Below are 23752 nucleotides of genomic sequence, written 5' to 3' on the forward strand. Positions count from 1 at the left end.
AAATGAAAAAAACAATTTTATTGCTATGCCTTTTTGGGTTTACGCCTTCATTTTCGCAAGACAGCATCTCTATTGGCAGTAAACATCATCTATTCTCTAAAGCATTAAATGAAGAACGAAACTTCTGGGTTTATCTTCCCCCCGATTACAACAGTACTAAATATGCTCCTGCAAAATATCCTGTTGTTTATTTACTAGATGCCGAGAGTAATTTTCATTCCTTTACCGGACTTCAGCAATCGCTTGCACGAGGGCCTTATGCTAGTATTCCTCAAATGATAGTTGTTGGAATAACCAATACCAACCGAACCAGAGATCTTACCCCTACCGAAGCAAATCGTCAGGCCTTTTTTGATAAAAACAAAAAGATGTTTCAACAAAGCGGAGGCAATAAAAACTTCATCGCTTTTTTAGAGAAAGAGCTACGTCCTTACATCGACTCCAATTACAGAACTTCGGGATATAATGTTTTAAACGGACATTCTTTTGGAGGATTAACAGCCGTAAATATTCTGTTGAATCATACCTCATTATTTAATTCTTATATCATTATTGACCCAAGTCTTTGGTGGGATAATGAACTTATGAATAAAAAAGCGGATTCACTTTTTAATACAAAAAATTTTGAACAGCGCAGTATTTATTTAGCCATGGCCGATAAAAAAAGTATTCCTCAGGACACCACAACAGATATGGCAAGAGGCATCAGAAAATTTGAAAAATTGCTGAAAGATAAAAAACCTAAAAAACTTCGCTGGGGCTTTAAATTTTATGACAATGAAGATCACGGAACCATTCCCATTCCGGCCGAATATGATGGTTTACGATTCCTTTTTGAAGAACATCTGGTTCAGGTAAAACAAGCTGTTATTGATCCAACACTGGTCGAAAAACAATATGCTAAATTATCTCAGCAAACCGGTTTTACCTTCCTACCAACCGAAAGTTATCTGGATTGGATTGGCAATTATTGTTTAGACATTGATAAACCGCAACAGGCCCTTACTTTCTTTAAATATGCCGAAAAGTATTATCCGAAAAGTAAAAATGTACCTCTCGCACTAGAAAAAGCATATATAAAAAATGGAGACACAAAACGAGCTGGCGATATTCGGAAGAAAATCTAAAATTAGATTCACAATTTATTATTCATAATTATTCTAAATAAATATTGTCGGACTAATATTAAACTTTACATTTGTGATACGAAATTATTAACCCATTAATTGCATATTATGAAATCTAAAACTTTAAAATCAATAACATTTTTACTTTTAATGTTAGTTGCCAGCCCTGCCCTATTTGCTCATGCCTTGTGGATCGAAACTAAAGCAGTGGGAGCTAAAGGAAAAGCTCAGGAAATATCCGTTTTCTTTGGAGAATTTTCAGATAATGATATTACAGCTTCGGCAAAATGGTTTTCGGATTTAAAAGATTTTTCACTGGTCGTAATTAGTCCGTCAAAAAAAGAAACAAAACTTACCGCTACAGCCTTAGAAAATAAATATCAGGCCTTTTTTACACCAGATGAAGATGGGGTTTATACGGTGGTGATGCATCATACAGTAAAAGATGTATACGGAACCATGAAATTAGATTACAATTCAAGCGCAACGGTTACCGTTGGCAATGCCGCAAAAGGAAATGATGCTGCCGCAAATACCAATATCATTAGTGTCTTTGCTAAAGAAGTGACAGCTGCTAAGCAAAAAGCAGTACTAAACATCAATGCTTTGTATGAAGGCGCAGCGGCTAAAAAACAAAAAATAAAAGTAATTGCTCCAAATGGCTGGGAAAAAGAATTATGGAGCAATGACAAAGGAGAAATCTCTTTTACACCGCTTTGGTCAGGAAATTATATGGTAGAGTTTGCTTATACTGAAAAAGCAGCCGGAGAACATAATGGTAAAAATTACAACGAAATCTGGAAAATGGCTACTTATTTAATTGCCGTTAAATAATATAGTCCATTCCTTATTTGATCATTTTATAGTTAGTTAGGCCTTGTTCGTAATGAGCAAGGCTTTTTTTAACCTAAAATATCTTTTACACTCTATCTTCTTCCTTACTTAATAAAATCCAATAAAACAAAATATTAAGCTAATCTTAAGACTATTCTAATGAAATTTTAATCTAGAAAAACTCTGAAAATTTTGTTAAGACCGTATCTCGATATTACATTTGCAAAAATTTATTTTTATTAAATCTAAATAAGCAACATGAAATATAATTTACTACTTGCATTATCCTTTATAAGTTTTGCTTCTTACAGTCAAAACTATTCAAGCGACGAGGCAGCCTCAACTGCCAATGACACGGTAAAAAACAAAAAAGGAGAAATACTAAATGAAGTATTAATTAAAACCAATAGAGAGCCTAAACCAGTTACTGCAGTTCGTTCAGGATTAAAACCAATGGACAACCCACAAAGCATACAGGTTATTAGTTCTGATGTAATCGAACAACAACAGGCTATTCGTTTAAGTGAAGTTATTAAAAACGCTAATGGTGTTTATGTAAGTTCTGCTCGTGGTGGTGCACAGGAATCTTTTTTCTCAAGAGGATATGACATGTCTGCCAACAATATGTTTAAAAACGGATTCCGTTACAATTCAGGTTCCATTCCTGATGTTTCCGGTCTGGAGAAAGTTGAATTCTTAAAAGGAGGTTCGGCTTTATTGTTCGGAAACGTTGCACCGGGAGGTATCTTAAACCTGGTAACCAAAACACCTTCATTTAAATCAGGTGGTGAGGTATCGATGCAAATTGGAAGTTATGCGTTCTACAAACCTTCTTTCGATTTTTATGGTCCTCTTAGCAAGTCTATTGCTTTTAGAATAAACGGTTCTTACGAAAACTCTGAAAGCTTTAGAGATGTAGTAAAAAACGAACGTGTATATGTAAACCCGTCTTTACTTTTTATCATCAATTCAAAAACACAAATTACGGTACAAGGGGATTATTTAACAGCAGACTGGACTCCGGATTTTGGAACAGGACTTATCGGAAAGCAAATTCTTGACTTACCTCGTAATGCATTCTACGGATCACTTTGGTCTAATGGTACTACAAAATCAGCAAGTGCTTCGGTTTTATTAAACCATGATTTCAATAAAAACTGGAAACTAAACTTTAATAGCTCTTATCAAAGTTATGACAGAGGTCAAAAATCGACTGCTCAAATGTCAGGTTTAGATGATACTAAATTATACCCAACTCCTGGCTTCTGGAACAGAGGACTTACTCAAACTAAAAACCTGGAGCAAATATTGGGAGACCAATTAAGCTTACAGGGAAATTTCAATACAGGATCAATAAAACATCAAATATATACAGGTGTTGATTGGGAAAATTCATTTGCCACAGGATACACTTTTGCTTTTAACGAAAAGAAATTTGTAACAAGCAAAAACCCTGACGGAAGTCCAAAAACATACGATCCAAATATTTACGATACTATCAATCTTTTCAACTTTGATCCTTCAACGCAAAGAAATGATATTCCTAATGCCAGAGCGACTCAAATTGCAAAAACAGAAACCAATCGTTTTGGTGCATACTTTCAGGATTTAATCTCGGTTACAGAAAAAATCAAAGTATTAGCCGGTATCCGTTGGTCTTGGCAAGAAGGTCAAGCTACAAATTATAAAGAAACTTACGACACCGCAAAAGAAACTCAGACTGTCGCTCCGGAAAAAGCAAAGGCTGAAGTTGGAGCTAAAAAACTAGACAATGCTTTCTCGCCAAAAGTGGGTCTTATCTTCCAGCCAACAAAAAGCATGTCATTATTTGCCAGCTACTCGAACTCATTTACACCAAATACAGGATTTACTGTTGACGGTCAAACAATTGAAGCATCGATCATTGACCAATACGAAGCAGGTATTAAAAAAGAATTCTTTGAGGGCTTGTTAAGTACAAACTTAACGGTTTATCAAATCTCAAACAGCAATTTGGCTCAGACCGCACCATTTCTAGCTGATGGTGTTACTGAGAATGTGAATTCAAACATTAAAGTATTGGGTGGAGCTACTAAAAGTAAAGGGGTTGAAATTGATGTTACCGCAACACCTATTGAAGGACTTAATATTATTGCCGGTTATAGCTATAATGATATGCGTTATACTAAAACTTCCGGAACAAGTGGAAGTTTTGTAGCGGGAGATCAGGTTGTAAGAACACCTAAAAACACAGCTAACCTAAGTTTCTTCTATAAAGTACCGGAAGGAATGTTTAAAGGAGTTTCATTTGGAGCAATTGCTAACTATATTGGTAACCGTTTAGGTGGTTGGAACGATGATTATCTATGGACAGCTGTTAAGCCTACACCTACCAATCCAAAACCAAACCCTGCTTACATTGTTACCATTAGAGACAGAGATATTCCTATCGAAGGTTACACAACTATTGATGCTTCTGTAGGTTACGAGTGGAGAAAATTCTCCGTTTTATGTAAATTATCTAATATTACAAATGAATTGAATTATACTGTTCACGAAAATTACAGTATCAACCCAATTGCACCTCGTCAAATTTTGACAAGCTTAAAATATAAATTCTAAAATTTTGAATTAGATTTTACCCTCCGGACTTTTGCTGCATTTCAGTAATGAAAACAAAAAGTTTGGTTTTAAACAGAAAACCTCATCTGACAATAGATGAGGTTTTTTGTTTTCACTAAAGAAAGTAATCCGATTGTATTACTTTTGTTCCACAAAAATTCTCACCAAAACAAAACTCCGATATATGTCAGATACTAAAAAAAATCAATTGCAAAAAAGCCTGGGTTTAAGTTTTAATATTGCTGTATTAATTGGAGGAACGATTGGCGTTGGAATTCTTCGCACACCCGGCAGCATTGCTTCCCTACTAGACAATTATTGGCTCATTATTGCTTCATGGCTCTTTGGAGGTTTATATGTTTTGTTAGGAGCCAATTCTTATGCAGAACTTTCCACAATGTTACCCAAAGCAGGAGGTTCATATAACTATATTAAAAGAGCATTTGGCGAATATGCAGGCTTTCTTTCCGGCTGGTTTGATTTTATCGTCAATGTAACACCGCCTGCTTTTTATTGTATTGTAATTAGTGAGTATATCATTATTTTGTTTCCTGTACTCTCAAACTATTCTACCGTGATGGCAATTTCTTTATTACTTGCTTTTGTACTTATTCATTTAAGTGGTGTAAAAAACGGCAGCGTAATTCAGCAAATTACCAGTTTCTTAAAAGTAATATGTTTTGTAGCCTTGGTCATAGCCTGTTTTATGTACACAGGTACTGAAGTTCCTAAAATCAAAACAGACAATTCTTTCTTTCAAATTGGACTTATCTTCGGATTTTTCAAATCATTACAGTTGATCATCGGGACTTACAACGGCTGGAACAGTGTTTGTTTTTTTGCCGAAGAAAATGATAACCCCAACAAAAATATTCCCAAATCATTGTACAGCGGTGTCTTTTTAGTTGTTGCCATTTATGTTTTAGTAAACGCCGCTTTCTTTCATGTTTTACCAATTGAAACCCTGGCAAAATCAAATTTAGCAGCAGCTGATGTTGCTAAGATCCTTTTTGGAGAAAACGGAGCTATTATTGTTACGGTAATTTCCATTTTTTCATTAATCAGTATACTAAATGCTTTTATGATGATTCCGCCAAGAATCCTTTACGGATTAAGCCGTGACGGATTCTTTTTTAAACAAGGAACAACGGTAAATAAAGGAGGAACACCAATCGTAGCGCTTTTAGTTTCGTCACTTTTCAGTTTATTTTTAATTTGTATAGGTTCTTTTGAAGTATTATTTTCTTTCGCGGCCTTTATCTCTATTATCGTTTGGGGATTAGCTTATCTTTCTCTCTTAAAACTAAGAGCCACCGAACCTAATTTACCGCGACCATATCATTCTTTTTGGTATCCCTGGACGACAATATTTGCCTTTGTAGCCTCGATTGCTTTGTTAATAGGATTTATTTTCAGCGATCCAAAAGGTTTTGCTATAATCGTTGTTCTCACTTTAATTTCTTATCCTGTATTTTTGGTTTTGAGGAATAAAAAATAACGGCTTATTTTTAATCGCCACGAATTCTCGAATTTTACTTTTACCATCTATAAAAACAAACAATTCGTGAATTCGTGGCTATTTTTTTTAAAGAAAAAAATGTAGAATATTTCTGCTGACATACTGTTGTCACCTTCTGTGATTTAATTTGTAATAAAACTAAAAAAATGAGCAAACTAGATTTAACAAAAACCGACAAAGTATACTACACTGCTAAAACTAATCCCGAGATAGTTTATATTGAAAAAACAAATTACCTATCGATTACAGGAAAAGGCGATCCTTCGGGACAAGAATTCTTAGAGAATATTCAGGCATTGTATGCCACTGCTTATGCTATTAAATTTATGCAGAAAGCCGTAAATAACGATTTTGTTGTTCCAAAACTGGAAGCCCTGTGGAGTTTTGATACTGAAAAATACAAAGGCATTTCTATGGATGAAGCTCCGCTAAAAATACCCCGAAGTGAGTGGGATTACAGAATTATGATCAGAATGCCGAATTTCGTAACTAAAGAACAAACAGAAGAAGCTATTCAAAGTACTGCCACTAAAAAACAAATCGAACGGGCGAAATCAATTGAATTTTACGAGATGGCTGAAGGCAAAGTCATACAGGTTCTTCATATCGGGCCTTTTGAAAATGAGCCTCAAACACTAAAAAAAATACAGGAGTTTTCTACAGCACACCAGCTGGAACAAAATGGCTTACACCATGAAATTTATTTATCTGACTTTAGAAAAACAGCTTCTGAAAAATTAAGAACCATACTTCGAGAACCTGTAAAATAAACCTATTTTTAACAGCCACGAATTCTCAAATTTTATTTTTTACTACCTGTGAGTAAATGAATAATTCGGGAATTCGTGACGATTAAAAACAACAAACCCGACAGATTTTTGAAAATCTGTCGGGTTAAATATTAATTACAAAGCAGCTTATTTCAATCCGGCAATACTTTGCTCGATTGTAGCAATTTTTGCTAAAGCATCCGCTTCTTTTTGTTTTTCATTAGCCAAAACTTTTTCAGGTGCTCCGGCAACAAATTTTTCGTTAGATAATTTTGCCTGAACAGATTTTAAGAAGCCTTGGGTATATACCAGCTCTGCAGTCAGTTTAGCAATTTCTTCTTCCACATTGATATTTCCTGAAATCGGAATGAAATATTCATTTGATTTTACACGGAAAGACAATGCTCCGTCAACTTTAGCTGTAACATATTCGAAAGCTGAAATGTTGCCTAACTTCGTAACGATAGAGTCAAAATAGGTTGTGATATTCTCACTGTTGATTGCTTTCAATTCGATCGCATCTTTAAACGGAATATTTTTATCCTTACGAATTGTTCGGATTCCTGAAATTACTTCAATTGTACTTTCAAAATCTGAAATTAAACTGGCGTTGAAAGGTTTTAATTCTGGCCAGGTCGAAACGATTAAAGCTTCTTCCGGAGTTCTGTCAGCAAGTAAATGCCAAATTTCTTCGGTTAAGAATGGCATAAACGGATGCAGCAATTTCAGATTGCTTTCTAACATTTCGATCGCTTTATCAAACGTTCCTTTATCAATTGGCTGTTGATAGGCCGGTTTAATCATTTCTAAGAACCACGAACAGAAATCATCCCAAACCAATTTATAAATGGCCATCAATGAATCTGAAATTCTGTATTTTTCGAAATTATCTTCAATATCAACTAAGGTTTGCTGCAATTTTGCTTCGTACCACTCGATGGCTACTTTTGAAGACTCAGGTTGTGGAATCGTTTCGGAAACTTCCCATCCTTTGATTAATTTAAAAGCGTTCCAGATTTTGTTTGAAAATGCTTTCCCCTGATTGCATAATTCTTCATCAAACATAATATCGTTTCCAGCAGAAGCACTTAAAAGCAATCCTACACGAACTCCATCTGCACTAAATTTATCGATCAAATCTAAAGGATCAGGTGAATTCCCTAATGATTTAGACATTTTACGACGTTGTTTATCACGAACTAAACCGGTTAAATACACATTTGTAAATGGTTTTTCACCTGCGTACTCGTAACCTGCAATGATCATTCTGGCTACCCAGAAGAATAAAATATCCGGACCTGTTACCAAGTCATTTGTTGGATAGTAATATTTATAATCTGCACTTTCCGGATCCATAATTCCACCAAAAACTGACATTGGCCAGAGCCATGATGAAAACCAGGTATCTAACGCGTCAACATCTTGTTTTAAGTCAGCTGCTGTCAATGAGTTGTTAGATGTTCTCTCTTTAGCTAAAACTAAAGCTTCTTCAATAGTTTCTGCTACTACGAAGTCTTCTTTTCCATCTCCATAATAATAAGCCGGAATTTGTTGTCCCCACCATAACTGACGTGAGATATTCCAATCACGGATGTTGTTTAACCAATGCGCATAAGTGTTCTCGAAACGTTTTGGATGCAATTTGATGTCTCCTGTTTCTAAAACGGACTTAATTGCCGGTTTTACCAACTCTTCCATTTTCAAAAACCATTGGTCAGATAATCTTGGTTCGATTACCGCTTTGGTTCTTTCGGAGGTTCCTACTTTATTCAAATGGATTTCGGTTTTAGCCAAAGCTCCAATTTCCTCTAATTCTTTTGCAATTTCAGTACGAACCACAAAACGGTCTTTGCCCTGATAATGCAATCCGAAACTATTTAATGTAGCATCTTCATTAAAGATATCAACGATTTCAAGATTGTGCTTCTCTCCTAAAGTTTTATCATTCATATCGTGTGCCGGAGTTACTTTTAAACATCCGGTTCCGAATTCAACATCTACATATTCGTCTTCAATAATCGGAATAACTCTTCCACAAATTGGAACGATAGCTTTTTTCCCTTTTAGATGTGCAAAACGCTCATCATTTGGGTTAATACAGATCGCGGTGTCTCCAAAAATAGTTTCAGGACGTGTCGTGGCGATCGTCAGAAAATCTTCTGAACCTTCGATTTTATATTTTAAGAAAAATAATTTTCCTTGTTGTTCTTCATAGATTACTTCTTCGTCAGAAAGCGTTGTTTTTGCTTCCGGATCCCAGTTTACCATTCGGTATCCTCTGTAAATTAACCCTTTATTGTACAAATCTACAAACGAGCGAATTACAGATGCTGACATATCAGGATCCATTGTAAATTTAGTTCTTTCCCAATCGCAGGAAGCTCCTAATTTTTTAAGCTGATCTAAGATTACACCGCCGTATTTATCCGTCCATTCCCAGGCGTGTGCTAAAAATTCTTCACGGGTTAAATCATTCTTATTGATTCCTTCCGCTTTTAATTTCTGTACTACTTTTGCTTCTGTCGCGATAGAAGCATGATCCGTTCCCGGAACCCAACAGGCGTTAAAACCTTTAAGACGCGCTCTACGAATTAAAACATCCTGAATAGTATTGTTCAGCATATGCCCCATGTGAAGGACTCCTGTGACGTTTGGTGGCGGAATTACAATTGTATATGGTGTTCTGTGATCAGGTTCTGAATGAAAATAGTTGTTCTTCATCCAGTAATCATACCATTTGTTCTCGATCGTCTTAGCGTCAAATTGTGCTGGAATTGTCATTTACTAGGGTTGTTTAATCGTTAATTTGCTTATTTGTTTAATCGTTTTGTTACTGTAATTACATCTTTTGCTAATCATCAATCGATGAAGCAGATACACGTCTAAACAATTAAACAGAAAAACTGGTTCAATTTTTGTACTAATTATTGACAGCAAAAGTAAATAATTAAGTACACTATAAAAAGCGAATTAATAATTTGTGTGTTAATTAAAAGAATGTATATTTACTTACAACTTAAAAAAAATTTGAAATGAAAAATGTAGCCTCTTTTATTGCAGTCGTATTGTTTAGTACAATAAGTTATGCACAAAACGGCCCAAAAATTGAATTTGAAGCCCAAGACAATACAATTGATTATGGAAAAATTTCGAAAAGTGACAACGGAGTTCGCTCTTTTGAATTTACCAATACAGGTGATGCCCCACTTTTGATTACCGGTGCTGAATCTACTGTAAGTTCTATAGTTGTTACCAAACCCGCAGCAGCAGTTATGCCAGGAAAAAAAGGTAAAATTGATGTAAAATACAACATGGTTTCCGGTCCGATTCGTAAAACAATAACCGTTGAAACGAATGCCGTAAACTACCCTGACGGTAGAGTTGCCTTAAAAATCAAAGGTGAAGTTTTATAAAGAATTAAATCTAAAAAATAGCAAAACCGCTTCCACAATTAAGAAGCGGTTTTTTTTATCCGCATTTTTAAACTAAATCCGACAGGTTTTAAAAGTCTGTCGGATTTATTTTTAGAGGTCATTATTTTGCTTTCTCAGTACACTCGACAGCATCAAATTTATATTTTACACGATCAAAATCGATTGGTTTATCTTTAACCAGGTAAGTAACTCCCATAGTCGTCTGCATCGTCCCGTTACCTAAAATAAGTCTTTTGTCTTTCTTTAAGAATGCCATTGGATTTTTAAAAGTTTTATTCTTGTTGGTTACCTCTTGAAAAGTATAATCGGCAAATAAGGTGTCTCCGCGAAATTCTCCTGTAAGTTCTCCCACTCTTTCTGTTGCCGCGGAAACTTTCATAGTCATGTTACCACTTATCTTTCCATTTTTTAGCGTGTTTACTTTTAAATCGATAATATCTTTTTCATATATAGCTTTGTAACATTCTGTACTTACGATGGTCTCAGCATCTGCTTTAGCTGCTTCAGCCGCCTTCTGATTTTCATTGTTTTTACAGCTTTGAAGTCCGATACAAGCCACAAGCAAGCAGGATACAACTAGGTTTTTCATAATTATTTTTATTTTAATCGTTGTTATTTTATAAAATTAAATAAAAAAGAAGCCAAAAGAAAGGGTTCTCAACTAATTTTTTAAACATCAAACCCGACAAGGTTTTAAAAATCTGTCGGGTTGGTTTTACTATTGTACTTATAAGTCCTTAATTACAAATTCACTTCTTCTGTTCAATTCGTGTTCTTCTTCTGAGCACGCCTCATCGGGGTTGCATTTCACAATAGGTACCGATTCCCCATATCCCTTAGCCGTCACCCTTCTGGCGTTAATACCTGACTCTAATATAAAATCTCTGGTCGAACTGGCCCTTTTTTGAGATAAATTGGCATTAAACTTTTCATTTCCTCTTGAATCGGTATGTGATCCAATTTCGATTACCATGTCTGGATATTTCTTCATTAATTCGACCACACGCCCTAATACAACTTTAGATTCTTTTCGGATGTACCACAAATTATAATCAAAATAAATCGGATCAGTTTTAATGATTAATCTGCCTTTATTGTCTTTTACCACATCTTTTTCCTGTGCAAGAATCTGAGCAGTTTTCTCTTTCTTTCTAATGTCTTTTGCGATAATTTCGTCTGCCTTCGCCTTTTTATCAGCTTCTTTTAAAGCAATAGCAGCCAATGCTTCTCTTTCTTTTCTTCGTTTTGTATCAATTTCTTCCTCTTGTCTTTTCTTTTCTGCAAGCTGCTGTTCTTCCTGTCTTTTCTTTTCAGCAGTTTGTAACTCCTCTTGTTTAATAACCTCCAAAGATCTTAATGCCATCGAAGCATCATGGCTTGCGTTTCTGGTTTTTCCGGAAGATATGATTCTCGATTCGCTTGTATACTTTTCTTTGGAACTTAAAACAGTAAACGAACTTTCGCAATCAACAGTAAAACTAAACTTCCCATCTGTGGTGGTGATCGTTGTATTCAAAACCTTCTGATCTGAATTCTGTAAAGTCACTGTTGCATTTTCTAAAGGCAGCTTGGTATCAACATCTGTAATAATTCCTGCGATGAATTGTTTACAATCTTCTACAATTAGATCTTTGATTTCTTTAATCTGATAAATATCATCGCTCCCTTTTCCTCCCTCTCTATTCGAAGAAAAATAACCTACTTTGGTATCGGCATCGATATTAAAAGAAAAATCATCCCCATTTGAATTCAAAGGCTGCCCCACATTCACCGGCTTACTGTATTCGTTTCCTTTAATATCGGAAACAAAAACATCAAGTGACCCATAACCCAAATGTCCGTCAGAAGAAAAATAGAGTTTTTGATCTGTTGAAACAAAGGGGAACTGCTCTCTTTTGTCGGTATTAATGGTTGGCCCTAAATTTCGAGGTGTATCAAATGCTCCTTTATTAATGTTTACCGAATAGATATCAAACGAACCCAAAGTCCCCGGCATGTCTGATGCAAAGTACAATACTTTTTCATCCGGACTCAAAGCGGGATGTTCGACTGAATATTCTGAACTGTTAAACGGAAGAGACGTTACATTTTTCCATTTCCCTTCCACCAGCTCGGCTTTAAAGATTTGAAGATTCGAAATTTTCTGTTCGTTTGTTTTCTTGCTTTTGTTCTTAGAATTGTTGCGCGTAAAATAAATCGTTTTACCGTCTTTCGTAAAAACCGCGTTTGCCTCGTGCATCCCGCTTTTTAACTCTTTGGCAAAATAATGCACTATAGAATCCGCGGAATTACTGTTTTTAAGAGGAATCGACACCAGATTCAAATACGTTTCATTGTCCCATTTGAATTTTTTATCCAACAATCCGGGCTTTAATTTTACTCCTGCAAAAACCAGGTTTTCATTATATTTTACCGCTCCAAACTCTGAATTAGGAGTATTGATTGCCAGATTTTTAAGTTCATATCGTTTCCCTATTGCCGAAACATTCTCCAGAGTTTTTAACTCTTTCTCAAAATTAGAAACTGCATCACTATCATTTGATTTTGAATAATACTCCTTTAAAGCTGCATTGGCATCGTCATAACTGTTGCTTGCTTTTAAAGTCTGAGCATATCTGAAATAATAATTCCGATCTAAACCATTACCATAATTTTGGATCAAAAGTCGGTAATAACGCTGTGCTTTTATCAAATCGTTAGTGTAAAAATAAGAGTCTGCCAGATTCCTGATCACTTCCTGCGATGGCTTATTTTCTGCTAATTTTTCATATAAAATAATGGCTTCAGCATAATGCGTTTTATCAAAAAAACGTTTGGCTCTGGCCAATTCAAAATCCTGAGCCTGTAAAAACTGTATTAAAAATACGAAGATAATAACGAGTAATTTTTTCCTGTTTTTCATTTTAAAAGAATCTTGGCGATTTATCATATCCTTTGCCTAATAAGTCTAAATCAAAAAGCAGCATAATTTCGTGTGTCCCTGAATTAAACCTACCCATATTCGATAAAGTATGATCGTAAGCATAGCCCACTCTTAAAGTTGGCGTTACATTTATATTCATTAAAGCACTTACAGCATCGTTTACTCTATAGGCTGCACCCAATTCAAATTTATTATTGTACAAAACATTGGCTGTCAAGTCTAAAGTAATCGGCGCTCCCGGAACAAATTTTGACATAAAAGCGGGCTTTAATTTAACCTTATCATTGAGTTGGAAAACATATCCTGCCGTTAAAAAAGTATGAATGGCTTCTGATCCGTAAGCGTTGATTCCGGATTTCTCTTCAAGGTGTTTCGTGCTCAACAAATTGGGTACAGACAATCCAACATAAAAATTATCTCTGAAGTAATAGGCTCCCACTCCAATATTAGGCTTGGTGACATTTACATTTTCGGCGAAAGCCAAATCACTGGCCGCATTCCCGCTTTCTAATTTAAACCCGTTGAAATTACTTTGGAGCGATGTATAACCTGCTTTTAGTCCAAGCGAAAGTTTATTTTTTCCACCCAGATTTAAGACATAGGCAAAATCAGCATAAAAATTATTCTCTTTTTTTGCTCCATCACCAATATCATCTGAAACCAATGATAATCCCACTTCAATTTTATCGCTTAAAGCTGTATGTCCGAAAAAGGTAAAAGTTTTAGGCGCTCCAACGGCTCCAACCCATTGCGTTCTGTACAATCCTCCAAAATTCATCATAGCAGGAACTCCTGTCGCATAAGCAGGATTGACTACACTCATGTTGTACATATAATGGGTGTACTCAGGATCCTGTTGGGCTGAGGCTGATGTGATACAAAAGAGGAAACTTATAAAAAGTAGTACTTTTTTCATTTGAAACTTATCTTAAATACTATAAAAAGAAACTATCTGTTCAGGTAAAGTCGGCCCTGCTGCGGACGTCTGTTGTCTTTATTAAAATTGACCACATAAAAATAGACTCCATTTGGCACAATTCCGTCACCAAAACCGGCCGATTCGGAATTTCTTCCGTCCCAATTGGGTTTATTTCTATTTCCTTTAAACATTACATTTCCATATCTGTTGAAGATTTCAAGAGTATAATCCGGGTATAAAAATTCTATATCCGGAATCCTGAAAGTATCATTTACGTTATCTCCGTTTGGTGAAAATCCGTCCGGAATAAAAAAAGCATATTCATCCGGATTACAATCGAACAAAGAAACTGTAACCCCTAAATAATTATCAGAAATACAACTGGTTACAATCGAAAGATCGAAACCGTAATAAGTTGCCTTGTCGCGAAGCAAAGTTGTTGAAGTCAATAAATTACCGTTATTTTCGGCATCATACCACGCAACTGTCGAAGATACATTGGTCGCTTTTGATAAATCTGCAATCGTTGGATTTTTTAAACCACAAAAATTTTCCCCACCTGAATTCAGGGTTGGAGCCGGCGTATCGTTTACCACAACTGAAACGGGAGTTGGCGCAGAAAGACAATTTGCAGCAGAAATCTCTCTTACATAAAGCTGTTCTGTTTTTAAAACATAGGTATCTGCAAGTGGCGTAGTTACCGTTGCAGAACTATACCATTTGTACTGAGTTCCTCGTGGTGTTAAATTTGTGATTACCGCTCCCTCTACTTTACAAAAAATCTGCGGACTAGCTGCAAGCGGAGCGTCAGGAATTGCATTTAACATAAAAGTGTCCGACACATTAACCAAATCAATATCACAGGATGTCACATTGTTCTTCACATTAAGAGCTTTAATTCTTGTTGAACCTGTATTTAAAAGCAATTCCTGAGGAATAACAAAAGTAGCTTTCCCGTTTGTAACTGCTAAAACAACGGTCTGTAATGCAGAAGAATTACTATCAGAAAGCGTGTAAGAGAGCGTAATGTCTGTTAAATTTCCTAATCCGGAAACAGCTACAGGAACTGACTCTCCAAAACAAAAGTTTTCGACCTGTACGACAATAGTTGTCCCATCTGGCAAAGGATTAATAATCTGATTCCCTTTTACATTGGCTATATTCGCACATTGGGGAGATGGATTCGTAATGTTTGTAATACTTGTTATCGTAATTGCTGACGATCCGCTTTTTACATTTAAACTCGCCGGAATTACAAAGTTTGCATTCCCACCGGAAACTGTAATATTTACTGTTCTTCCAGTAACAACATTATCTCCTGTCAGATTATAAGTAATTCTGTAAGTTCCATTAGCCAATAACGAAGCATTTGAAAGCTGAATTATTGCTGCCTCATTTTGACAAATTGGACTAGTAGTTAAAATGGCTCCATCTAAACGCGGCAACGGACTAATGATTAAATCGTCTGATAAATTATTAATTATATTGGTACATAATTTTTTACTGGATGTAGCTATAATGCTAGTCACAGTAAGCGTAAATGTGCCTATTTGCTTAAAATAAGCAGAGCTAAGCGGAAATATCAATACCCCATTAGTAAAATTAGCCTTTACAGTTGCTGATGCAACGGTAGGTCCTGTTATAGTATACTGAACTTCATATTCTCCGTTCGGAATTACTTGCGGCCCTTGCATAATTCTTGCGGTATAGGATGCCGTTGCAATTTTATCTTCACAAATATCTGAATCAACCAAGACCCTTGCGCCGGTAAAATCTAATCTCTTTTCCAGTGTAATTTTTACCGTTTCACTATCATTTTCACAGATATTCTGATCCGGAACCGCAAAAACAGTGTAGGTATAGGAGTACTCTCCCGCTCCGGATGTAGCAAACAATGCCTGAAGATTAACGGTATGACCTGTTGACGCGGTAATACCGGGACCACTCCACTTACCTCCCATATCTTCCCCTGAAAGCAGGTCGTGCAGGTCAAAATTAGCATAAGGTCCTAAATCAGTCGTGCCGCATAATTCTTTATCTGTTGGATCTCCGGCTTCCGGTTTCCTTACAACCGTTATCTTCACTGCAGAAGTAAGTGGTGCTGATTCGCATGCCAGTACGGGCGGCACTGTGTACGTAAAATTATAAGTGGTCTTCACTTGTACCTTTGGTACCGTGAACGTAGATCTTACAATCCTACCGCTACTATCCCTCCATGTTCCGTTGGAATGCGGCCCCATAATAACACTATTAAATGCCGTAAAAAGATTGTACTCTCCTCTGTCATTACAGATTGTAGCTTCAGTTCCAATTCCTGAATATGCGCCAATAGTTAAGGTTACAGTCGCTTTATCTACCACACATCCCGGCGTTGTTACGGTATAGGTGTATTGGTAAGTTCCCCCACTTGAAATAAGCTGGGCATTTAACATTCCTGTAGCAGAATCCAGACCTCTCAGATTATTATTATCCGTCCAGGTTCCTCCCGGAGTTGGTGTACCTCCCAATAATGAAAACAAAGAAATTGATTGATTGACCGGATCTTCAATATCACAAATTATTATTTGCGCATCGGTTCCCGCACATTGCGCATGAATTTTTGACGTACAAATCAGTAAGACAATAAAGGATAATAAAAATCGAAAGAAATTAGCGTTTTTTTTAACCATAAACCTCCAATTATTTTTTTACAAACATAACAAAATAATAATGTTTATTAAACAGTTAAAGCTTACTTTAATAATTAAATCTTTACAAAAGATCCCTGTAATAAAAAGCAACATTTAATTTTTTCTACAATTCATCTTCCAGTTTAAATCTAAATTTTAAAAGAAGACTGTTTCTTTCTATTTCTAAATCTATCCAAACGTCTTCTTCCGACTTTAAAAGTGAATTGATCTGCTGTAAGGTATATTTGTATGGAAGTGCGTGATTAATTCGAACAATAACATCTCCAGCTTTCAACCCACAACGTTCTGCGGCTGAATTTTTACGGATGTTTACAATTTCATAAATTGGTTTTAATGAAAACTTATATCTGAAATTATTATCTTTTTTAGCGGTATAACCCGCTTCCTGAATTGAATTAACAACCTGTACAGTCTCCAAATGAACCGTCTCCTGAACCCATTGAAGCCCGTTGTGCTGCACAGTAATTCCGCTCTTGTTATACGTAAATGGTTCTAAAAATTTACTATTTTTCTTGAGATACAATGTTTTATCCGCATAATCCAACACAACTGTAAATCGTTTTAAAACTTCCCCGCCAACAGAACCAATTCGTCCCGGTACCATCTTTACATTTCGAATCGAAGTTGAATCCGGAAAAGCCACGATAGGATTTTTAAAATCAAACTCACCGATAGAAAACTTTTCAATTTTGGCACGATGTCCTTCGATATCACCACTGAAACCTTTCCCCAGAAAATCAGGGAAATTTTTATTCGGCAGTTTTATAATATCATTCTTAAAAATCCAAAAAGCATCACTATTACCAATATCGATTAACATTTTTGCGGGTACAGCAACATTGTCCACAAATGCGGTTGTGTACAGATACGGTTTAGCTCTTTCGATCGTAATCGGGACTGCTTTAAATTTTTTATTCAGTCTTTTAAGAGTTTCTTCATTATTCTGATAAACAACAATTTTCTTCTTTTGATAGTTTAACTCAACGAGGTTGTTTTTGAAAAATTTATATCCGATAATGCCATTCACCGGAATTCCAATGTGCGATGATAAATTAAAAGTTTGGTCCAAAATAACATAAAGTAAATGGTTATTTGATTTTAAACCATGAGTTTCTAAGACATTATTAGTCGATTTCAAACCTTCAATTTCGTTTTCACTTCCTAAACCTCTCAGCTTAATTTTCTGAACATTTTTAAAACTAACTTCCTGCTTTTCTTCCATACTGAACAAAATGGTTTCTTCAACACCGGAATCCAGTAAGAAATTCAGTTCTGCTCCATTTACTTTTATAGGAATAAAAACCAGATTATTAATTAATGTAAAAGGTATGGTAACCTTAGAGGCACGATTTCCTATTTGAAAATCTTCTTGCGCCTGAAGTGTAAAAGCTATGAAAAGCCCAAAAAACAACATGAAATGTTTTCTCATTGATAAAATTTTAAGATAAAATTACTAAAAATATCGATAATTACTACAAATTAATAAGTACCTGTAATGTTTACGTTAAATTCGAAAAAAAAATGCAAATTTGCACTTCAATAAATAAAACCCATGCCAACAATCTCACACAAAGGCAGAAACATGCCCGAATCACCGATACGTAAACTTGCTCCTTTTGCTGATTTAGCAAAGAAAAAAGGACACAAAGTGTATCATTTAAACATTGGTCAACCGGATATCAAGACACCCGAAGTGGCCATCGAGGCGGTAAAAAATATTGACTTAACCCTTATAGAATATAGTCCGTCAGCCGGATACGAAAGCTATAGAAAAAAATTAGCTCAATTTTACCAGCGTCAAAATGTAAACGTTAACACAGAAGACATCATTGTTACAACTGGTGGTTCTGAAGCCTTACTATTTGCGCTGGCCACAATTACTGATCCGGGAGATGAAATTATCATTCCGGAACCTTTTTATGCTAATTACCATGCATTTGCCTCTTCAACAAGTGCAACTGTCGTTCCTTTAGTTTCGACTATCGAAACAGCATTTGCTTTACCAAGTATTGAAGAAGTTGAAAAACTCATTACCAAAAAAACAAAAGCCATATTAATTTGCAATCCCGGAAATCCAACCGGATATTTATATTCTGAAGAAGAAATCAGACAATTGGCAGCCTTAATCAAAAAACACGATCTATACCTGATTGCTGACGAAGTCTATCGTGAGTTTTTATACGACGGAGACGACGAACATTTTTCGGTAATGAATCTGGAAGATGTTCAGCAAAACGTGATCATGGTCGATTCTGTTTCTAAACGCTATAGTATGTGTGGCGCCAGAATTGGATGTCTGGTAACCAAAAACAAAGAGGTATTAGCAACTGTAATGAAGTTTGCACAGGCACGTCTGAGTCCTCCTACGATCGAGCAAATTGCATGTGAAGCGGCAATAGATACTCCGCAAAGTTATTTTGACGAGGTAATTTCCGAATATAAAGAACGTCGCGACACTTTAATCGCAGAACTGAATAAAATTGAAGGCGTTATTGTGACGAAACCAAAAGGAGCATTTTACTGCATCGCACAATTGCCTATCGACAATTCTGAAGATTTTGCGCAATGGCTTTTAGAAAGTTACGAGCTGAATGGAGAAACGGTTATGGTAGCTCCTGCTGCCGGATTTTACTCAACACCGGGAATGGGACTGAATCAGGTTCGAATTGCGTACGTTTTAAACAAAAAAGATTTAGTTACTGCTGTAAACATTTTAAAAGAGGCTCTTTTGGTTTACAACAAGAAGTAAGATTCGAATATAAAATTTCAAAAAGACAATAACATACTGTGTTATTGTCTTTTGTATTTAAAAGAAACCTCATTTTCTCTACAATTTGAATTTTATAGCAAAAGCCGCAATTAAATAGTAAAAACCATAGAAAAGGTTTACCATTTATTAATTATCTTTACCGCCTTAAAAAGAAATACCCATACTAATAGTAAGTTTTTAATGATAAATAACGAAGATTTTTTAGACGAAATAGGAGACAATCACTTTAGCAGTAACGCAAAAAATCCTTTAAGACCGGATGCTTTTGACTTAAGTGATGACGAAAAAATAGAAAAAATAAAAAAAGATGTTGAAAACATCCTTCAAACCTTAGGAATGGATTTGACGGACGACAGTATCAAAGGTACTCCAAACCGAGTAGCCAAAATGTTTGTAAAAGAAATTTTTGGAGGTCTTAATCCTTCAAAACAGCCAAAAGCTTCTACTTTTGACAACAACTACAAATACGGTGAAATGCTGGTAGAAAAAAATATTACAGTTTATTCTACTTGTGAGCACCATTTATTGCCAATTATCGGAAGAGCTCACGTGGCTTATATCTCTAACGGAAGAGTTATTGGTTTATCCAAAATGAACCGTATTGTAGAATATTATGCCAAAAGACCTCAGGTTCAGGAGCGACTAACCATGCAAATTGTTCAGGAATTACAAAAAGCACTTGGAACCGAAGATGTAGCCTGCGTGATTGACGCGAAACACCTTTGCGTAAATTCCAGAGGAATCAAAGATATCGAAAGCAGTACAGTAACCTCTGAATTTGGTGGTAGATTTAAAGATCCGCAAATTAAAAGAGAACTTTTGGATTATATTAAATTGGATACGCAATTCTAGTTGAATCGGTGAATTGTTGATTTGTTTAATCGTATTTTTCAATGAGTAAAACTTTCGATTAACTGATTAAACAAATCAACAATTAAATAAAAAAGAATGTACACGTTTTCTTTTGAAAAATTAGAAGTTTGGCAAAATGCAAGAATGTTTATATTAGACATTTACAAATTGACCAGTACATTCCCACCAAATGAACTATTCGGAATCACTTCTCAAATAAAAAGAAGTTCGTCCTCAATCGCAACGAATATTGCAGAAGGAACGTCTCGAAATACGAATAAAGACAAAGCGCATTTTTTAACTATTTCTTATTCATCAGCGATGGAAACTTTAAATCATTTGATAATTTCCAGAGATTTAAACTATCTTTCCGAGACAGAATATTTCGAAACCCGAGAAAAAATAGAAAAAATCTGCAACCAAATAAACAGTTTAAAAAAGTATTATCTTTCAAAAGAATAAAACTTAAGTAATTACAAAACGTTTACACGATTCAACAGTGAACAAATAAACGGTTAAACAAATAAACGATTAAACGACAAAAAAATGCCTTTATACACAGCTCAACCTCTAAAAATATACAATTCACTTTCGGGTGAAAAAGAAAGTTTCAACCCTATACATGAAGGAAACGTTGGAATGTATGTTTGCGGACCTACGGTTTATAGCAATGTACACTTAGGAAATGTTAGAACTTTCATGTCTTTTGACGTGATATTCAGGTATTTTTTACACCTAGATTACAAAGTGCGATATGTGCGTAACATTACTGATGTGGGGCATATTGTAGACGATGTAGATGAAGGTGAAGATAAGATTGCCAAAAAAGCACGATTGGAGCAATTAGAACCTATGGAAATTGTTCAGCGCTATACTGTTGATTTTCATAACATCTTGAAATCCTTCAATTTCTTACCGCCAAGCATTGAACCAACTGCTACCGGACACATTATTGAGCAAATCGAAATCATCAAAAAAATTATCGATACCGGAATTGGTTATGAAGCAAACGGATCGGTTTATTTTGACGTTGTGAAATACAACGAAACCAACAATTACGGAATTTTAAGCGGTAGAAATATCGAAGATATGCTGGCAAACACTCGTGATCTTGACGGACAATCTGACAAAAGAAACCCACAGGATTTCGCGCTTTGGAAAAAAGCAGAACCGGAACATATTATGAGATGGCCTTCGCCATGGAGTGATGGTTTCCCGGGCTGGCACTTAGAATGTACCGCCATGAGTACCAAATATCTTGGAAATCATTTCGATATTCACGGAGGTGGAATGGACTTGAAGTTCCCACATCACGAATGTGAAATCGCACAAAACGAAGCCTGTACAGGTCAGTCTCCGGTAAACTACTGGATGCATGCCAATATGCTGACTTTAAACGGAAAGAAAATGGCAAAATCGACCGGAAACAATATTTTACCGGGAGAAATTCTAAGTGGAGACAATAACATTCTTAGCAAAGCTTTTTCGGCGTCTGTAACCCGCTTTTTCATGTTGCAGGCACACTATAGAAGCATCCTGGATTTTTCTGATGATGCTATTGTGGCTGCCGAAAAAGGATATAAAAGATTAATGGAAGCTGTAGATGCTTTACCTACAATTTCAGCAGGTACAACAAGTTCTATAGACATTGCAGCATGGAAACAATTGTGCTACGATGCTATGAATGATGATTTCAATACGCCAATTCTGATTGCGCAATTGTTTGAAGCGGTTCGTTATATCAATTTACTGAAAGACGGAAAAGAAACAATCTCAGCAGAAGATTTAAACACCTTCACAACTGCAATTAATGCTTTTGTTTTTGATGTTTTAGGCTTAGCCAATGACAAAGCTGCTGACGGAAATACCGACAAACTGGAAGGAACTGTAAACATGCTTATCGCCATGAGAAATCAGGCCAGAGCTGATAAAAACTTCGCTCTTTCAGACCAGATTCGCGATCAATTGATTGGCCTGGGAATTCAGTTGAAAGACGGAAAAGAAGGAACCAGCTTCTCTATATAAATCACTCATTTTCTAATAAATCATGAAAGTAATCACTCCATTTGTTTTATTAGTCCGCTTTTATCAATCTGCAATATCGCCTTTTACTCCGGCGAGTTGCAGATTTGAACCTACATGCTCCACTTACATGATCCAGGCCCTGCAGACACATGGTTTGTTTTATGGAGGTTATCTGGGCATGAAAAGAATCTTAAGCTGTCACCCTTGGGGAAGAACTGGTTACGACCCCGTTCCTAGGAAGAAATGTTCACACAAACATTAACTTTTTATAAAGAGCAACACTACTTTAAATATCTATTTTTACAAAATACAAAAAACAACAGCACATGACACAGCCCTTAAATATCGTTTGGAATCCTTCAGAAGGAATCGATCTAGGATTTTTTATGATTCGTTATTACAGTTTAATGTTCGTAATTGCTTTCGGACTAGGATGGTTTTTAATGAAAAAGATCTTCGACCGCGAAAACGAATCTATCGACAAATTAGATTCTTTATTTGTCTGGACTGTTTTAGCTACGTTAATAGGTGCCCGTTTAGGACATGTTTTATTTTACGATTGGGAATATTTTAGAAATCATTTACTTGAGATATTCTTACCTGTTAGATTCGAGCCTAAATTTGAATTTACCGGATTTCAGGGATTAGCGAGCCATGGTGCGGCTATTGCCATCATTGCTGCTATGTATTATTACAGCAAAATGATATTGAAACGTCCATTATTATGGATTTTAGACCGTGTTGTAATTCCGGTTGCCAGTGGTGCTATTTTTGTTCGTTTAGGGAATTTTTTCAATTCTGAAATCATCGGACATGAAACAAAATCTGCCTTCGGAATTCGTTTTTTACACGATCAATTCAGTAAAAACGAAGCTGTAAATGCTACTCAAATCGCAGATCCTAAAGCTGCGTACACCGCTATCGCAACAGATCCTAAATTTGCCGATTTACTGGCTCAGGTTCCTGCAAAACATCCAACACAATTATATGAAGCTATCAGCTATGTATTTGTTTTTGCGATTTTGTTTTTCTTATACTGGAAAACGAACGCAAGATTAAAATCAGGATTACTATTCGGACTGTTCCTGGTACTTTTATTTGCAGTACGTTTTGTGGTAGAATTTGTGAAAGAAAGTCAGGGTGGATTTGAAAACGAATTAGGTCTTTTTTCTACCGGACAATGGCTAAGCATTCCGTTTATCATTATTGGGCTCTTCTTTATCATTAGAGCGCAAAGAAATCCTTTAGCAGAATCTTAATCAATTTCATAAAAACTCATATAAAAACG

Annotated in this window: 18 protein-coding genes; 12 read left to right on the forward strand and 6 right to left on the reverse strand. The window is 35.7% G+C overall.

The window, feature by feature from the left end:
- Positions 1-2: 2 nt before the first annotated feature.
- From C245_RS23280 to C245_RS0118995, 5 genes are all read left to right on the forward strand, one after another.
- The gene (locus C245_RS23280) at positions 3-1127 is read left to right on the forward strand and encodes an alpha/beta hydrolase (RefSeq protein ID WP_017498196.1); all 1125 of its coding nucleotides are present in this window, start codon (positions 3-5) and stop codon (positions 1125-1127) included.
- 108 nt (positions 1128-1235) lie between these two features.
- Positions 1236-1961: a hypothetical protein gene (locus tag C245_RS0118980; protein ID WP_017498197.1), complete on the forward strand. Its 726-nt coding sequence runs from the start codon at positions 1236-1238 to the stop codon at positions 1959-1961.
- Positions 1962-2219: 258 nt separating this feature from the next.
- On the forward strand, positions 2220-4562 hold the full coding sequence (locus tag C245_RS0118985) for a TonB-dependent siderophore receptor (RefSeq protein WP_017498198.1): 2343 nt from the start codon (positions 2220-2222) through the stop codon (positions 4560-4562).
- 184 nt (positions 4563-4746) lie between these two features.
- Positions 4747-6060 (forward strand): APC family permease, encoded by a 1314-nt coding sequence (locus C245_RS0118990; RefSeq protein WP_017498199.1) that lies wholly within the window; start codon positions 4747-4749, stop codon positions 6058-6060.
- 167 nt (positions 6061-6227) lie between these two features.
- Positions 6228-6851 (forward strand): GyrI-like domain-containing protein, encoded by a 624-nt coding sequence (locus C245_RS0118995; protein ID WP_017498200.1) that lies wholly within the window; start codon positions 6228-6230, stop codon positions 6849-6851.
- Between the two features lie 147 nt (positions 6852-6998).
- On the opposite strand, the gene C245_RS0119000 is transcribed toward C245_RS0118995, so the two are convergent.
- Positions 6999-9632, reverse strand: coding sequence for a valine--tRNA ligase (locus C245_RS0119000; RefSeq protein ID WP_017498201.1), 2634 nt, complete (start codon positions 9630-9632; stop codon positions 6999-7001).
- A 251-nt stretch (positions 9633-9883) separates the two neighbouring features.
- Between C245_RS0119000 and C245_RS0119005 the strand changes: the two genes are divergently transcribed.
- On the forward strand, positions 9884-10264 hold the full coding sequence (locus C245_RS0119005) for a DUF1573 domain-containing protein (protein ID WP_017498202.1): 381 nt from the start codon (positions 9884-9886) through the stop codon (positions 10262-10264).
- Between the two features lie 121 nt (positions 10265-10385).
- On the opposite strand, the gene C245_RS0119010 is transcribed toward C245_RS0119005, so the two are convergent.
- The 5 genes from C245_RS0119010 to C245_RS0119030 all read right to left on the reverse strand — a co-directional run bounded on the left by C245_RS0119010 (position 10386) and on the right by C245_RS0119030 (position 18246).
- Positions 10386-10874 (reverse strand): hypothetical protein, encoded by a 489-nt coding sequence (locus C245_RS0119010; protein WP_017498203.1) that lies wholly within the window; start codon positions 10872-10874, stop codon positions 10386-10388.
- 138 nt (positions 10875-11012) lie between these two features.
- Positions 11013-13187 (reverse strand): OmpA family protein, encoded by a 2175-nt coding sequence (locus C245_RS0119015; protein WP_026110160.1) that lies wholly within the window; start codon positions 13185-13187, stop codon positions 11013-11015.
- Position 13188: 1 nt separating this feature from the next.
- Positions 13189-14124: a type IX secretion system membrane protein PorP/SprF gene (locus tag C245_RS0119020; RefSeq protein ID WP_017498205.1), complete on the reverse strand. Its 936-nt coding sequence runs from the start codon at positions 14122-14124 to the stop codon at positions 13189-13191.
- 32 nt (positions 14125-14156) lie between these two features.
- On the reverse strand, positions 14157-16796 hold the full coding sequence (locus tag C245_RS0119025) for a gliding motility-associated C-terminal domain-containing protein (protein WP_017498206.1): 2640 nt from the start codon (positions 16794-16796) through the stop codon (positions 14157-14159).
- A gap of 124 nt (positions 16797-16920) precedes the next feature.
- Positions 16921-18246, reverse strand: a complete 1326-nt coding sequence (locus C245_RS0119030; RefSeq protein WP_017498207.1) for a PDZ domain-containing protein — start codon at positions 18244-18246, stop codon at positions 16921-16923.
- A 123-nt stretch (positions 18247-18369) separates the two neighbouring features.
- On the opposite strand from C245_RS0119030, the gene C245_RS0119035 reads away from it, so the two are divergent.
- From C245_RS0119035 to lgt, 6 genes are all read left to right on the forward strand, one after another.
- The gene (locus C245_RS0119035) at positions 18370-19566 is read left to right on the forward strand and encodes a pyridoxal phosphate-dependent aminotransferase (protein ID WP_017498208.1); all 1197 of its coding nucleotides are present in this window, start codon (positions 18370-18372) and stop codon (positions 19564-19566) included.
- A 201-nt stretch (positions 19567-19767) separates the two neighbouring features.
- The gene (gene folE, locus C245_RS0119040; protein WP_017498209.1) at positions 19768-20439 is read left to right on the forward strand and encodes a GTP cyclohydrolase I FolE; all 672 of its coding nucleotides are present in this window, start codon (positions 19768-19770) and stop codon (positions 20437-20439) included.
- 96 nt (positions 20440-20535) lie between these two features.
- Entirely contained in the window at positions 20536-20901 is a 366-nt protein-coding gene (locus C245_RS0119045) for a four helix bundle protein (RefSeq protein ID WP_026110161.1), read from the forward strand.
- Positions 20902-20985: 84 nt separating this feature from the next.
- Positions 20986-22464, forward strand: a complete 1479-nt coding sequence (cysS, locus tag C245_RS0119050) for a cysteine--tRNA ligase (protein WP_017498212.1) — start codon at positions 20986-20988, stop codon at positions 22462-22464.
- A 22-nt stretch (positions 22465-22486) separates the two neighbouring features.
- Positions 22487-22726: a membrane protein insertion efficiency factor YidD gene (yidD, locus tag C245_RS24045; protein ID WP_081603547.1), complete on the forward strand. Its 240-nt coding sequence runs from the start codon at positions 22487-22489 to the stop codon at positions 22724-22726.
- Between the two features lie 64 nt (positions 22727-22790).
- Positions 22791-23723, forward strand: coding sequence for a prolipoprotein diacylglyceryl transferase (lgt, locus tag C245_RS0119055; protein ID WP_017498213.1), 933 nt, complete (start codon positions 22791-22793; stop codon positions 23721-23723).
- Positions 23724-23752: the final 29 nt, after the last annotated feature.

The organism is Flavobacterium sp. WG21 (assembly GCF_000335775.1).
In the GTDB taxonomy this organism is placed as follows: domain Bacteria; phylum Bacteroidota; class Bacteroidia; order Flavobacteriales; family Flavobacteriaceae; genus Flavobacterium; species Flavobacterium tructae.

Excerpts from the sequence above, each read along its gene's own strand:
- C245_RS0119025 (WP_017498206.1), bottom strand. The coding sequence starts at position 16,796 with ATGGTTAAAAAAAACGCTAATTTCTTTCGATTTTTATTATCCTTTATT.
- C245_RS0119035 (WP_017498208.1), top strand. The coding sequence starts at position 18,370 with ATGCCAACAATCTCACACAAAGGCAGAAACATGCCCGAATCACCGATA.
- C245_RS0119010 (WP_017498203.1), bottom strand. The coding sequence starts at position 10,874 with ATGAAAAACCTAGTTGTATCCTGCTTGCTTGTGGCTTGTATCGGACTT.
- yidD (WP_081603547.1), top strand. The coding sequence starts at position 22,487 with ATGAAAGTAATCACTCCATTTGTTTTATTAGTCCGCTTTTATCAATCT.
- C245_RS0119020 (WP_017498205.1), bottom strand. The coding sequence starts at position 14,124 with ATGAAAAAAGTACTACTTTTTATAAGTTTCCTCTTTTGTATCACATCA.
- C245_RS0118995 (WP_017498200.1), top strand. The coding sequence starts at position 6,228 with ATGAGCAAACTAGATTTAACAAAAACCGACAAAGTATACTACACTGCT.
- C245_RS0118980 (WP_017498197.1), top strand. The coding sequence starts at position 1,236 with ATGAAATCTAAAACTTTAAAATCAATAACATTTTTACTTTTAATGTTA.
- C245_RS23280 (WP_017498196.1), top strand. The coding sequence starts at position 3 with ATGAAAAAAACAATTTTATTGCTATGCCTTTTTGGGTTTACGCCTTCA.
- C245_RS0119045 (WP_026110161.1), top strand. The coding sequence starts at position 20,536 with ATGTACACGTTTTCTTTTGAAAAATTAGAAGTTTGGCAAAATGCAAGA.
- C245_RS0119015 (WP_026110160.1), bottom strand. The coding sequence starts at position 13,187 with ATGAAAAACAGGAAAAAATTACTCGTTATTATCTTCGTATTTTTAATA.
- C245_RS0118985 (WP_017498198.1), top strand. The coding sequence starts at position 2,220 with ATGAAATATAATTTACTACTTGCATTATCCTTTATAAGTTTTGCTTCT.
- lgt (WP_017498213.1), top strand. The coding sequence starts at position 22,791 with ATGACACAGCCCTTAAATATCGTTTGGAATCCTTCAGAAGGAATCGAT.
- C245_RS0118990 (WP_017498199.1), top strand. The coding sequence starts at position 4,747 with ATGTCAGATACTAAAAAAAATCAATTGCAAAAAAGCCTGGGTTTAAGT.
- folE (WP_017498209.1), top strand. The coding sequence starts at position 19,768 with ATGATAAATAACGAAGATTTTTTAGACGAAATAGGAGACAATCACTTT.
- C245_RS0119030 (WP_017498207.1), bottom strand. The coding sequence starts at position 18,246 with ATGAGAAAACATTTCATGTTGTTTTTTGGGCTTTTCATAGCTTTTACA.
- cysS (WP_017498212.1), top strand. The coding sequence starts at position 20,986 with ATGCCTTTATACACAGCTCAACCTCTAAAAATATACAATTCACTTTCG.
- C245_RS0119005 (WP_017498202.1), top strand. The coding sequence starts at position 9,884 with ATGAAAAATGTAGCCTCTTTTATTGCAGTCGTATTGTTTAGTACAATA.
- C245_RS0119000 (WP_017498201.1), bottom strand. The coding sequence starts at position 9,632 with ATGACAATTCCAGCACAATTTGACGCTAAGACGATCGAGAACAAATGG.